The organism is Kitasatospora sp. NPDC057015, assembly GCF_042673745.1.
Lineage (GTDB): Bacteria > Actinomycetota > Actinomycetes > Streptomycetales > Streptomycetaceae > Kitasatospora.
On record NZ_JBHUSG010000015.1, the window covers coordinates 33,623 to 46,569 of the forward strand.

Below are 12,947 nucleotides of genomic sequence, written 5' to 3' on the forward strand. Positions count from 1 at the left end.
GGCTCAGACTCCGATGTACACGAAGCCGGCCCAATGCTCCGGCGCGCCGAACGGACGTTCGTCGGGCTCGTGGAAGGCGACGACCTCGAAGCATCCGTCCAGCACGTCCGCCGGAGGCCACGCGGCCCCCGCCTGACGCGCCCCGGCGATGTGGGCCCGGATCCGTGCCGCCGTGACGTCGCGCAACCACCGTTGGGCGCCCCTCAACGCCTCGGGCGGAGCGATGCCGGAGCGCAGCCCTTCGTAGAACCTGAGCATCAGGATCAGGCAGGCGTCGTCGGGCACCGGCCACAACGTGGCGATCACCCCGGCCACCCCCGCCTGGAGCAGTGCGGCCGGGAAGCCGACGACCTCGTCCGGCATGTCCCTCCCCACGACACCCGTCCGGCAGGCGGACATGACGACGAGGCGGGCCCGCAGGTGCCGTCCCAGAAGCTCTGCCATGGTGAGGGAATCGCCGGCGGCCAGGATCAGGGAGCCGGCGAGGGGATCCTCCGGAACCGCCCGGGCGTGGCCGGCGAAGTGGACGATCGCCCCGCGGCCGAGTGCGGCGAGCAGCGCATCGCGCGCCCCTCCGGTGCGGGCGTCGGCGCCGTCCAGCACCCGGCCGCGGCCGAGCGCGGCGGACGCGAGTCGCGCCTCGACGGCCGCGTGCCGCAGTCGCGGCGCGCCGCCCTGGCCGCCGACCGCCAGTGCTTCGTCGTCGGTCCGCCCGTGGGCCGCGGTGGCGGCCGCCGCCAGCACCCGCGCGTTGGGCGCGTAGCGGATGTCGGCGACGTCGAGCCCGGCCACCCCGGGCCGGCCGGGCAGACCTGCCGCGTGCAGCGGCAGCAGTCCCAGCCGCCCGCCGGCCAGGAACACCACCGGCCGGCCGTCACCGGCCACCGCGTCCGTCACCGGACCCGTGACGCGGCGACCCAACTCGGCGAGGAGCGAGGGCAGCAGGTCGCCGACCCTCGTCGCGGGAGCTCGGCTCAGGGCCGTGGCGGCGCCCGCGACCCAGGCCTCGGTCAGGTCCGGCAACGGCACCGCGTCGACGTCCGTCACGTCGCCGGCGCCGCGGACGACCAGGGCGAGACCGCTCCACTCGGTGACGAGCAGATGCACCTGGACGAAGCCTCCGGCGAGGTCGCGTTCCACCGATCGGGCGGCGCCGGCACGTTCGAGCTCGGCGCCCACCTCCTCCAGTTCGCGTACCAGGGCCGGCACCTGCCAGCCGTCGGAGCTGAGCACCGCCCCCGGGGTGCCGGACCGCTCGGTACCCAGCCGGTTCAGCCTCAGCGTCAGCCGGTTCCAGCGTCTGACCAACTCGTCGTGACCGCGGCTCTCGGCCAGTGCCAGTTGCCGGGGCCGCAGGTCGAGCACCCTGGTCAGCTCCGTGGCGCGGGCGCTCTCCACCAGTTCCACCGCCCGTGCCGGGTCGCCGGCGCGGGCGGTCGCGTACGCGGCGAGCAGGGGCAGATCGCCGTCCCTCCGCAGCCACGCCTCCCGTTGCCGCCGCAGCGGCTGTCCCTGCACGAGGAGTCGGCGCGCGGTGGCCCCGAGAGCGAAGGCCTCCGCCGCCTCCGCCCAGCGCGAGCGGGCGGCCAGTTGCCGGCCGACCGTCCCGGCGAGCCGGACGACGATCTGGGGTGACCACCCGGGCCCGTACCGGAGGGCCTGCCGTGCCTGGGCGAGCGCCGCCTCACCGGCCGCCTCGTCACCGGTGAGATCGGACAGCAGGAGGAGGTTCCGGGCCAGGTCGGCCTGGTAGCGGAGCCGGAACGGCGAGTCCGGGCCGATCAGGTCGAGGGCGCGGCGGACATGGGCACCCGCGGACCGCGCGTACCCGGCGTCGCGGCGGTGCGCCGCCACCGCCTGCTCCACGTTCGCCAGGTTCACCAGCCGGCGCGCCAGTCGTGACGACCCCGCGGGGGTGAGCGCGACCGCGAGTCCGGCCGCCTCCAGGGCCTCCGGGAGGTCCTCGTCGCCGTGGTCGCGGTCGATGGCGCGGGTGGCCAGGGCCGTGCCCAGGTTGGTGAGGAGGCTCGGCAGCGTGCTCGCCCCCGCCAGGGCCTGCTGACGGCCGGTGCGGAGGAGCCGGATCGCGGTGTCCAGGTCGGCGGGGTCACCGGTGGTGTCGAAGCGGTCCTGATGGACGGTCCCCAGTGTGCCGACCGCCTGGGTGTGCGCGTGGCTTCCCTCCTCCGAGCCGATCACCTCCTCCAGGAGAGCGATCGCGCTCTCCAGGTCGGCGAGCTGGCCGGTGTGGTGGAACCGCCGGCGGTAGAGGACGGCGAGGCTGTTGCGGGTCACCAGCGGCCGGCCCGCCCGCGTGGAGGACCGGTCGGTGACCCGGATCGCCTCGTCGAGCAGCTCCAGCTCTCCGGTCAGCTCGTGCTGCATCATGAGCGCCTCGGCCAGCAGGCTGCCGTGCCCGGGTTCGGTCCGGTGGGCGGCGCGCAGCAGGCCGACCGCCTCGTCGAGGTCGGCCGCGGTGCCGTCGCCGCTGCTCACGTGGAACATGAGGGCGTGCGCCCGGTCGGCCAGGAGGTCGTGCTGCGCATCGGCCTCGACGTGCGCCGTCAGGGCGAGCGCCCGGTCGACCGCCGCCCGGTCCGGCACCCTCGCGGCCCGGCTCAGCAGCATCCGCACCCGGGCCGACCGCAGGTGCCGCGCGTCCTGGTCGTCGGCCTGTTCGGCGATGGCCTCGGCCGAGGCGGCCACCCGCTCCACCAGCAGCCAGAGGTCCTCGGTCGGGTGCCGCTGGTACGCGTCGACGACGGCGTGGAACAGCGACAGCCGGTCGCCGCTCCGACCGGGCATCGCCTCGGCCCTCGCCACCGCGTCCGCCACCTCGGCGGGATCGCCGAACCGTACGGAGTACACCAGGAGGCGCCAGGTGAAGAGGACGTACGCGTCCGGGTCGACGGCCGAGACCTCGTCCAGCGCCGCGTGTGCCTCGCGCACCGCCGCGGGACGGTAGCCGGCCGCCTGGCCGGAGGTGGCGATGTCGACCAGGTCGAGCAGCCAGTGGCCGCGCCGGTCGGGATCGGAGGTCAGCTCGATCGCCCGGCGCATGGCCGCCACCGCCTCCGCCCGGTCGCGGCCGTCCCCCTCCCGGTGGGCGGCCCGCCGGTCGAGGACTGTCGCGAGGCTGCGGTGCACCATCGCGAGATCCGTGTCCGGGCTGCCGTCGACCACGGTCCGGTGCAGTTCCACGGCCCGGTCCAGCGCGAACTCCCGGTAGGGCGAGTCGAACGCGTGCATGTAGCCGGAGATCAGCAGGGCCCGCATCGCTTCGAGCGCCCGGGGCGGGGCCCCGGCCGGGGCGAGTCGCACGATGACTTCCAGGAGGCCGACCAGGCGCATGCCGTCGTCCGGCGACCTCTGCTCCACCTCCGCCTGAAGGTGCCGGACCAGGTGCTGGAATGCGCGGTCGCTGAGCGAACTGCCCTCCCACATCCGGTAGTCCGCCATTCGATGGCCCGCCCGGAAGGCGTCGAGCCGTTCCGCCCGCCACCGCTTCTGCCCGTTGGGGTCGTCGTCCAGCATCTCCGCCAGCGCCGTGTGGACGACGTCGGAGCGCAGGCCGGGGAAGCCGACGAACAGCACCTCCTCCTCCGCCTCCGACCGCGCGTGCACGAACGCGTCCAGTGCCGTCATCGCCTCGTACCGGTCGCGGGCGGCGATCTCCTGCAGGGCCCGTACCGGGCCGATCTCCGCGGCCCGGTCGAGCAGCCGCCCGACGAACTGCCAGCGGAGCCGGGCGTCGGGCGTCTCCCCCCGCAGGGACGTGTGCACGTGCTCGCGCACCGCCTTCTCCAGCAGGACCGGGTGCTCGGTGATCAGCGCGACGATGTCGTCGACCGCCGACATGTCCTGCAGTTCGTCGAGCAGGTCGACCGCCTGCAGCGCGAGCACCTGGTCGCGCCCGAGCACCTGGTTCCCCTCGGCGCGGAACCTGCGCAGGGCCTGCAGCCAGCCCTCGGCCCGGCGCCGCTCGTCGACGTCCACGATCTCGTCGACCAGTTCGGCGAGCACCGCGTCGGCGCCCTCCTCGACCAGCGGGATGTAGCCGGCGACGGCCGACGCGATCGTCGCGTCGTCGTGCGCGGGACCGTGGGAGAAGAGGTCGCGGGCCACCTGCTCCAGCACGGCGCGGGCGGGGTCGGTCTCCTCGGCCCGCCGCAGCAACCGCGCGACGACGCGCAGCCGGTGGACGGCCGCCGGATCGGACTCGCCCTCGATCAGCACCTCGGCGATCCCGGCGACCACGCCGTGCAGCAGGTACGGCCGCGCCTCCATCATCCAGCGTCGCTCGATCCACCGGGGCAGCGCGAGCATCTCGTTCAGGAGGTCGCGGTACCAGTCGGTGTCGGCGTCGAACCCGGCCTCGTCCTTGACGGGCGTGGCGTCGCCGAGCGCGATGTCCACGTCCGCGTCGATCGTGCCCTGCAGCAGCCGCCGGTGGTCGACGAACCGGGCCCGCGAGTCCTCGTCGCCCCGCGCGGCGGCGATGCCCTCGTACCGCTCGAACAGTTCGATCGCCTCGGCGTCGACCAGGTGCGGGTGGTCGAGGATCAGCCGCCGCGTCTCGACCCAGCTGGTGGCCTCGTAGAGGCCGTGGACGAACGCGTGCAGCTCGGCCCCGTGCTCGTTCGAGGCCGCCGGCATCGCGACCACGGCCCCCGGTCGCGGGCGCCCCTTCTTCGTGCGCCGCCTCAGCAGGCGCCCGAGCCTCCCCGCGATCCCCCGCCCGGCGCGAACCGACTCCCCATCGCCCACTCGAACCACTATGCCGTGCACGGCCGCCGGATACCGCAGTTCCGCCCGACCGGACGGCCTCCGCTCACCTTTGGGCGACGCGCGCAGGACTTCCGTCGGCGTAGCCGAGGCCGGTCGGCGTGACGCCGCGGCGCAGGAACACCGTCAGGGCGTGGCCGGACGCGACGTCCTGTGACGGGTCCGCGGGCGGCGGCCAGTGCACGGCGGCGTAGAGGTCGAACCGGTGCAGATCGGTGGCCGCCACCACGAGGTCCCCGTAGGTGCGGGCGGCCGCGAGCGCGGCGCCGTAGTACGAGACCGCGCACACGATCGGCGACAGCAGGAGCATCCACCAGGCCAGGGGCGCGTAGAGGAGCAGCACGAGCCCCCAGAGGAACGAGCCGGTGGCGGTCTGCAGAGCGGCGCGGGCGCCGGTGAGTTCGGCTCGCTCGCCGTCGTCCAGCAGCAGCCACAGGTGCGGCCAGCAGACGACGGGATCGATCCCGTACCGGTGCCGGGGCCGGTCCTCGGCGGCGCGCAGCAGGTTGCCCAGCCGCGTCGGCATGACCGAGTCGTGGTCGGGCGGCACCGCGGAGATGCGCCTTTCCAGGCGCGCCAGCCGCTGCCGCGCGGCTGCGTCGAGCGGGGCCACCGCGTGCGCACTGTACAGATCCGTCGCGGCGGCGCGATCGGCCTGCCGCTGCGCGATCCGACGTCGGACGAGGGGCTTCGCGGCCCATCCGGACCAGTACCCCTCAAGCAACCGGAGCAGCGGGACGGACACCTGGCGCCCGACGACGCCGAGCGCGTACACGAGGACGATCAGGACCAGCACGAGCGCGAGTTGCTCGGAGGCCTCGAGCCGCCCCAGTTCCGCCGAACGCTCCCGCCAGTGGTCGGGCTGCAGGCCGGAGAGACCGTGCCGGTGATAGGTCCAGGCGGACCATCCGGCGAGCAGCACCAGGAGCGGGCCGCCGAAACCGGCGGAGCCCCGCTCCCCCAGCTTGCCGCCCAGCCCCTCCCAGAAGCCGGTCAGCACGGCACGAACGGAACGTCGTGGTGGGAGCAGCGCGGTACGGCCTCGCCGGCGTCGAAGCGGTACCACTCCTGGTCGCCCTGCGGGCAGACGTAGCGCGGGGGCAACTGGGGCTCCGGGTCACCGGGGAGGGCGTCGAACAGGCGGTACTGCTGATCGCCCGTGAGGCGGCCGCGCACCGCCCGGCGCAGCTCCTCGTGTGCTGCCAGCAACGCCACGAGATCGGCGCGGACGGGCTCCCCGGCCTCGGCGCGATCCAGCAACTCCACCAGCCGCGGCCGGACTTCGGCTGCCCCGTCGCCGAGTATCCCGTCGAGGTCCTGAGCGATCGACCGGCCGACGTTGATCAATTCCTGATCGTCCACGGGCAGCACTCTGCCACACGTCGGCCCACCGGGAGGTCTGTTCAGCAACGGGATCGGTACCTGATCGCCGATCCCGGGCGGCGGACCGGGCCTTGAACGTGAATCCCGCGTCCGACGTGGAGCCGGCACGGTTCCCAGCCCGGTTCAGCAGTCGGTCGGGGCCGCGGGGGCCGGCCGCCTTCGTCCGGCACGCTCCGACGGCCCGGGCCGGCCCGGGCCGGCCCGCGCGGCCCGGCAGGTGGACCCGCCGACTTCCCCGTACCACGGCGGCATCTCACCGCCGACGGCCATCCGGAGCAGCAGACGGGCACCCGGCCCACCTCCCCGGGCAGACTGGCGGCGTGTGCCACTACTGCGGATGCCGCGAGATCCCTCTCATCAAGGACTTCGTCGCCGAGCACGAAAGCGTGACGAACCTGGCAGGCGGGATCGTCCACGCTCTGGACCACGGCCGGGCGCACACCGTGCGGGGTCAGCTGGACACCCTCGCCCGCGAGCTCGCATCGCACTGGCGCGGTGAGGAGACGGGGCTCTTCGCGGTGATGCGCGGCAACCCCGAGTTCACCGACTACGTCGACCGGTTGGAAGCCGAGCACCGCGAACTCGCCGCCCTGCTCGCCGCCGTCGACCTCACCCGCAGTGCCGATCGCACCGAGCTGGCCGCCGCGCTCGGCGCCCTGCACCAGCACATCGCCAAGGAGGAGGACGGCCTCTTCCCGGCCTCGCTGATCGCTCTCACCGCCGAGGACTGGGACCGGTCCATGGCCGCCTGGCGGGCGGCCCACGCGGGACGCACACCCGCGCCGTGACGTCGCCCGCGGTGGCGGCGAAGGCGTCACCGTGACGCTCGCCGGTCGAACGCGGGTGCCCGTCCCGATGCCGTGACCGGCTCCCGGGGCGACGGGTCGATCGTGCGGCCGAACCCGCGGCGGCGACGGCTCAGCCGAGGACGGCGGGCCTGAGCACCTCCTGGCACCACTGGCGGAAGGTGGTGGGTGCGGGTGTGGTCAGGGCCTGCTGCTCGACGTCGTAGATGCCGTTGCTCTGGGCGATGCCCATGTCGACCAGGCCCTGTGCCCAGGCGTCGCTCATCCCGTACCCCGTCATGGTCGCCCGGTGGGCGTCGTTGCCGACCTGCTGGTAGCGGACGGGGCGCTCCAGCACCTCGGACATGACCTGTGCCATGCCGTGGGGGGACAGCGTGTCGGGGCTGACGACCGGGACGGTGTCCTGCCCGTCCCAGGAGCCGTCGGCCAGCAGGCGGGCGGCTGCGGCGGCGATGTCGCGGGTGGCGACGACGGCCAGCGTCCGGTCCGCGGTGTTCGGCATGAGGAACACGCCCTCGCCCCTGATCGTCCGGACCTGGTGGAGGAGGTTCTCCATGAAGTACGGCATCGCCAGGGCCCGGTAGCCGACCCCGGTGCCCTCGATCGCGGCGTCCATCGCGAAGGCGGACGACAGCTGTCCGGCGTGCCCGCGGTAGCCGCGGCCCAGGCTGGTGACGCCGACGACGCGCTTGACGCCCTGGGCCTCGACGGCGGCGCAGGCCGGGCGGGTGAAGCCGAGGTAGTGGTCGTCGAGGTCGTCGGCGCCCGGGTTCGGGGGCACGAGCCACAGGACGCTGTCGGCGCCCTCGAACGCCTCGGTGAGAACCTCGGGATCGCGGTGGGAGCCCTGGACGATCTCGGCGCGCTCGCGCGCCTTCGGGGCGAGCCGGGCGGGGTCACGGGCGATGACCCGGACGGGCTGTCCGGCGTCGAGCAGCGTGTCCAGGACCTGGTGGCCGATCTGGCCGGTGGGAGCGGTGATGACGATCACGGAGGCCTCCTCGGGAGGTGGTTCGCAGGGGTCCCGCGGTGGCGGGATGTCGGTTCGGCAGTCGCTGGGTGCTGACGCCCGCAGCGCCGTTTCCACTGATAACGGTCACACGTTAACGATCATCTCGCAAACTGCTAACACCGAGCCGTTATCATCGGTAACCATGGAGACCGATCGTTCCGCCGCCGCAGAGACCAACCGTGACCGGATCATCGAGGCCGCCACCCGGCTGCTCGCGGAACAGGGACGCGAAGCGGTGTCGACCCGTGCGGTGAGCGCCGCGGCGGGCGTCCAGGCGCCGACGATCTACCGCCTCTTCGGCGACAAGCAGGGCCTGCTCGACGCCGTCGCCGCACACGGCTTCGCCCGCCACCTCGGGGAGAAGACCGCCCTCGCGCCCACCGACGATCCGGTCGAGGACCTGCGCACCGGCTGGAACCTCAACCTGGAGTTCGGCCTCGCCAACCCGGCGCTCTACACCCTCATGTACGCCGAGCCCCGCCCCGGTGACCCCTCACCCGCGGCCGTCACCGCACTGGGCATCCTCACCGCCTACGTCCGGCGGATCGCCGAGGCCGGCCGCCTACGCGTCGACGTGACACGTGCCACCCAGCTGATCCACGCCACCGGCGGCGGGACCACCCTCGCCCTCATCGCCGCTCCCCCGGAGCAACGGGACCTGACCGTGTCCCAGCTGGCTCGGGAGGCGGTCATCGCCGCAGTCACCACCGACGCCCCCACCGCCACGGCGCCCGTCACCACGGCCCCCGATCCCGCGACGGCCGCGACCACCCTGCGAGCCCTCCTGCCCCGGACCGACGTGCTGACGGCGGGTGAGGGCGCGCTGCTCACCGAACTGCTCGACCGGATCTCCAGGGCCGGGTGACGCCGCGGCACTCCCCGGGACCCGGCACGGCCGAGGCCACGGCTCACCGGAGGTCGTGGGAACCCTGACCACCCCGGGCTGGGTCCAGTCCGGACAGCCGCTCTGCCTGATCGGCGACTCCGGCACCGGCAAGTCGCACCTGCTGATCGGGATCGGCACCGCGATCGCAGAGGCCGGCGGGCGGGTCCGCTACACGACCGCCGCGAACCTGGTCAACGAGCTCGCCGAGGCCGCCGACGACAAGCAGCTCGGCCGCACGATCAAGAAGTACGGACGGGTGGCCCTGCTCTGCCTGGATGAACCGGGCTACATCAAGCTCGACCGGCACGGCGCCGAACTGCTGTTCCAGATCTTCACCGAGCGCGAGGAGCGGCACGCGATCGCAATTGCCTCGAACAGGCCGTTCACCGAGTGGGACCGGACCTTCACGGACAAGCGGCTCTGCCAGGCGATCGTGGACCGGCTCACCTTCGAGGCCCACATCATCGAGACCGGCACCGAGTCCTACCGGCTGGCCGCCACCACCGCCAAGCGCAAGGCAGCCGCCGGCGCCTGACAGTCACGATCTCCATGAGCGCCTCCCGGCGGGGCCGGGCCCGCTGCCTGACCGACCGTGGTCCTCAACGCGCTTGGCCGCCCCGTTCGGGAGGGGTTCGTGCGACCCGCCACGCTCAGATTCTGACCAGCCGTTCCAGCATGAACTGGTCATCAGGGAAGGCCTCGATGACCAACGACTGGACAAGATAGCGGCCCTCGGGAATGTGCACCCGGATCGCGTCGCTCTCGGCGACGTCATCACCGGCGGCCATGCAGTCCATGAGCCGGTAACTCCCACCGAGCGAGACCTCGAAGGCATCCGTCCAGTCGTCCGAGCCCATCGCCTGCTCCACCGCCTGCTCCAGCCCGCTGTCATCATCGGCCGCGTAGTTGCGGACGAAGGTCATCCGGCGATCGAGGTAGGTCGCCGGAAGCGCCTCCCCGCCCAGAACCAGCACATCGCCGTGCTCGGGCAGTACGACCCAGCCGACGTAGTCCTCAAACGCGTCCATGAACTCAGTACAGTCCCAGGCTGCGACATGGGATTCCGGACACAAGACGTAGTAGCCGAAGTCCGTCCCGTCGATCCACTTCACCGTGACCACCCGATCCCCACCGCTTGCCGTGCCTACCAGGCGATCAGGCTACCCACGGGCGCGTCAGCTGCGTGATCTCCATGGGGACACCAAGCCGGTCGACAGCCCGACAGATCTGCTGACCGTCCTCGGGCGGGCCCCGGAAACAACGGTGCCCGCCCGATCGCATCCTGTCGGGGATGCATCCGGGCGGGCTCCGCACGGCACACGCTACCGGTCGTTCCCGCGAGTTCCTCCGCGCCGCCACACCTATGCGGGACAGGCCGCGAAACCTCACCCGATCGAGGGGTGGGGCCACACGAACCCGGAACTTCTCACGCCCACTCAGCACCATCACCCGACCAGAGCAGTAGTGGGGCCACCGGAACCCGGAAGGGTGGGGCCAATAGAACCCGTTGGAAACACCCACTCACCGCCGGGCGGGCGGGTTTCCGGCGGGAGCAGAATCCTTTCCACCGGCCCGCGCCTCTTATGGACGTACCGGCGAACGTCGGTCATGGGGACCTGGAGGTAGTTGTGCTCATCGGTATCGGTATCGCGGTCGCCCTGGTGCTGCTCTGCACCTGCGTGCTCGTCATCAAGCGCAAGGGCGCCCGGCGTGGCTGATGCGAGCTGGCCCGGCGAACAGCTGATCCTCGCCGCGCAGGGGGGAGACGTCGACTCGCTCTCCGCCCTGGTCTCGGGGTCGTACCCGAACGTGCAACGGTTCGCCCACTCGCTGTGCGGCTCACCGCAGGACGCGGAGGACGCGGCCCAGGAGGCCCTGATCATCCTGTACCGGAGGATCGGGATGCTGCGGGCCGGTGGCGCGCTGGCGTCGTGGATGTTCCGCATCGTCCGCAACGAGTGCCTCCGGCGCGCGCGGATCGGCCTGCGGATCGAGCCGGCGCCGCTGCCGGACGCGACCGCCGTGGCCTCGGCCGAGGACGAGGTGCTGCAGCGTCTGGAAGCGGGCAGGGTGGCCGCCGCGATCGCCGCCCTGCCCGCCGATCAGCGCCGCGTGCTGATCATGCGGGACATCCAGGGCCACAGCGGCCGGACGGTCGCCGACGCACTGGGTCTCAGCACGGCCGCGATGAAGTCGCGGCTGCACCGGGCCCGGGCCGCGGTGCAGCAGACCCTGCGTCCGCTCCCCGAGCGCGTGTCCGAAGGGAGGGACGAGCGGGATGAAGTCCGGTGGCAGGTCTGACGGGTTCGACTTCGCGAGCGCGACGCTGGCCGGGCACATCGGCCGCGGCGTGCTGGGTTTCGGCTCGATCGTCGGCTCGATCGTCCTCGTCGGGGTGGTCGGGCCGGTCGCTCTGGTCCTCCTGCCGGCCGGTCTGTTCGCCCTGCGCGGCTGCCCGATGTGCTGGGCGGTCGGCCTGATGCAGACCGTCTCCCGGGGGCGGCTGCAGCGCGGCTGCGAGAACGGCCGCTGCACGCTGACCGTCGCCGGACGGGGCCGTGACCACGAGGGGGCCGCGGTCTGACCCCTCCCGGGTGGGGGCGGGCCGGCGCCGGCCCGCCCCCACCCGGGTCCGCCTCAGCCCTGTCCGGCGGTGCGGGGCGGCCGGGTGCGGGCGGCGAGCAGGACGTTCTCGGTCGCCCCGAAGCCGCTGGCGCCGATGATCCCGGCCTTGCCCGTGCCGTGGTACCGGGCCCAGCAGCCCGCGGCCGCGCCGCCGAAGAGCACCGGGCTCAGCACCGGGGCGATGTCCACCTCCTGCGGCTCGGGGCCGGCCTCGCGGGACATCTGCATCCGGTACCGCCCGGGCTCCACGTACTCCTGGACGATGGATTCGCCGTCGGCGAGGGCCGCGGCCACCACCTCGCCCCACTCCTGCTCGGTGGTGTGCGGGCCCAGGGTGACCTGGAGGCCCATCATGCCGATCGCCTTCTTCAGCACGAAGTCCCGCCGGTGTTCGAGCAGCAGGGTCGCGAGGTCGTGGCGCCGACCGTTCCACACGACCTTCCGGGGATGGACGAGCCGTGTCCAGGGCAGGTAGCGGGCCACCAGTTCGCGGTCCTCCTCGGTCATCCAGGGCTGCCCCTCGGAGATCCAGGCGAGCGTCTTCTTGTTCGCGAGGAGGTAGCTGCTCTGCGGGGGGAACAGCAGGGCTCCCCGGTCGACGGCGCGGTGCACGGGCTCCAGGTCGATCCCCAGGTCCCGCCAGTCGTCCACCGCGAAGTAGCGGTGCAGCAGGTCGTACCGGGGGCCGCCCCCGTCACCTCCGGTGAGGTCGGCCGGCTCCAGGAACTCGGAGGCGAGGCCCTGCCGGCGGAAGTACGCGGACTCCAGCTCGTAGTAGCGCGCGCTCTGCGCCCCGGGCCGGTCGAGGCGGCTGCCGAGCAGCGCGACGGCGGGCGGCAGGTTCAGTTCCGCGCACACCCGGCGGTAGAGGGCGGCCCGGGCCGCGAACGGCTCGTACCCCTGGAACGGCGCGGCGTCGGAGCCGCCGTAGATCCGGGTCCAGGCCTCGGTGAAGAGGTGGATCTCGGCGGGGCCGCCGAAGGTGCCGCTGACGTTGAACTCCAGGAACTTCGGACCGTCGGGGCCGATCACCACGTCGGGGCGGGCCATCGTGGCGGCGTAGCGGATCTCGAAGTCCTCGTCGGAGACGAAGAACGGGTACGGCTCCTCGTCGGCGCCGAGGGCCTTCAGGCGCCCCGCGCGGTCGGGTGCGGCCTCCCGTACGGCCCGTTCGATCAGGCGCAGCAGGCCGCGTGCCGAGCTGAACAGTTCGTCGTAGGCCGCGCGGGCGGCGACCAGCGGTTGGAGGGCGAGCACCTCCGAGCCGAGGCGGGTGCCGCAGTCGCGGAGCTCGTGCCGCAGGGTCGACTTGACCTGCGCCGTGCCGTACTCCCGGCCGGCCGGTGGTCCGTCGACTCCGAACCACGGGTGCGTTCCTGACACGGTGCTCTCCTTCTGGGCGGACGGCGGGGACGGACGGCGGGGGTGCCCGGCGGGACGGGCGGGACGG

Annotated in this window: 10 protein-coding genes and 1 pseudogene; 5 read left to right on the forward strand and 6 right to left on the reverse strand. The window is 73.2% G+C overall.

Annotated elements, in window-relative coordinates:
* Positions 1-3 precede the first annotated feature (3 nt).
* From ACFTWP_RS16960 to ACFTWP_RS16970, 3 genes are all read right to left on the reverse strand, one after another.
* Positions 4-4,656, reverse strand: a complete 4,653-nt coding sequence (locus tag ACFTWP_RS16960) for a CHAT domain-containing protein (RefSeq protein WP_380265328.1) — start codon at positions 4,654-4,656, stop codon at positions 4-6.
* A gap of 175 nt (positions 4,657-4,831) precedes the next feature.
* Complete coding sequence (locus ACFTWP_RS16965) at positions 4,832-5,785, reverse strand: hypothetical protein (RefSeq protein WP_380265329.1); 954 nt, start codon at positions 5,783-5,785, stop codon at positions 4,832-4,834.
* Complete coding sequence (locus tag ACFTWP_RS16970) at positions 5,779-6,147, reverse strand: hypothetical protein (RefSeq protein ID WP_380265330.1); 369 nt, start codon at positions 6,145-6,147, stop codon at positions 5,779-5,781. Before ACFTWP_RS16970 ends, ACFTWP_RS16965 begins: the two co-directional genes overlap by 7 nt.
* A 341-nt stretch (positions 6,148-6,488) precedes the next feature.
* Here ACFTWP_RS16970 and ACFTWP_RS16975 point away from each other — a divergent pair, with 341 nt between their 5' ends.
* Positions 6,489-6,956 (forward strand): hemerythrin domain-containing protein, encoded by a 468-nt coding sequence (locus tag ACFTWP_RS16975; RefSeq protein WP_380265331.1) that lies wholly within the window; start codon positions 6,489-6,491, stop codon positions 6,954-6,956.
* 130 nt (positions 6,957-7,086) lie between these two features.
* Here the strand turns inward: ACFTWP_RS16975 and ACFTWP_RS16980 are convergent, their stop codons facing one another.
* Entirely contained in the window at positions 7,087-7,965 is an 879-nt protein-coding gene (locus tag ACFTWP_RS16980; RefSeq protein ID WP_380265332.1) for an NAD(P)H-binding protein, read from the reverse strand.
* A gap of 163 nt (positions 7,966-8,128) precedes the next feature.
* Between ACFTWP_RS16980 and ACFTWP_RS16985 the strand changes: the two genes are divergently transcribed.
* Together ACFTWP_RS16985 and ACFTWP_RS16990 are read left to right on the forward strand one after the other, a co-directional pair.
* Complete coding sequence (locus ACFTWP_RS16985) at positions 8,129-8,851, forward strand: TetR/AcrR family transcriptional regulator (protein ID WP_380265333.1); 723 nt, start codon at positions 8,129-8,131, stop codon at positions 8,849-8,851.
* 46 nt (positions 8,852-8,897) lie between these two features.
* Positions 8,898-9,407: pseudogene (locus ACFTWP_RS16990) on the forward strand (ATP-binding protein); the annotation flags it as partial.
* A 115-nt stretch (positions 9,408-9,522) separates the two neighbouring features.
* Here ACFTWP_RS16990 and ACFTWP_RS16995 read toward each other — a convergent pair.
* Complete coding sequence (locus ACFTWP_RS16995) at positions 9,523-9,984, reverse strand: Imm21 family immunity protein (protein ID WP_380265334.1); 462 nt, start codon at positions 9,982-9,984, stop codon at positions 9,523-9,525.
* A gap of 598 nt (positions 9,985-10,582) precedes the next feature.
* Here ACFTWP_RS16995 and ACFTWP_RS17000 point away from each other — a divergent pair.
* Positions 10,583-11,173, forward strand: coding sequence for an RNA polymerase sigma factor (locus tag ACFTWP_RS17000; protein ID WP_380265335.1), 591 nt, complete (start codon positions 10,583-10,585; stop codon positions 11,171-11,173).
* Complete coding sequence (locus ACFTWP_RS17005) at positions 11,151-11,456, forward strand: hypothetical protein (RefSeq protein WP_380265336.1); 306 nt, start codon at positions 11,151-11,153, stop codon at positions 11,454-11,456. Before ACFTWP_RS17000 ends, ACFTWP_RS17005 begins: the two co-directional genes overlap by 23 nt.
* 53 nt (positions 11,457-11,509) lie before the next feature.
* Here the strand turns inward: ACFTWP_RS17005 and ACFTWP_RS17010 are convergent, their stop codons facing one another.
* Positions 11,510-12,880: a hypothetical protein gene (locus ACFTWP_RS17010; RefSeq protein ID WP_380265337.1), complete on the reverse strand. Its 1,371-nt coding sequence runs from the start codon at positions 12,878-12,880 to the stop codon at positions 11,510-11,512.
* Between the last annotated feature and the right edge of the window lie 67 nt (positions 12,881-12,947).

Bases quoted from the DNA above. Each gene is read 5' to 3' on its own strand.
- ACFTWP_RS16960 (WP_380265328.1), bottom strand. From the start codon at position 4,656: ATGCCGGCGGCCTCGAACGAGCACGGGGCCGAGCTGCACGCGTTCGTC.
- ACFTWP_RS16985 (WP_380265333.1), top strand. From the start codon at position 8,129: ATGGAGACCGATCGTTCCGCCGCCGCAGAGACCAACCGTGACCGGATC.
- ACFTWP_RS17005 (WP_380265336.1), top strand. From the start codon at position 11,151: ATGAAGTCCGGTGGCAGGTCTGACGGGTTCGACTTCGCGAGCGCGACG.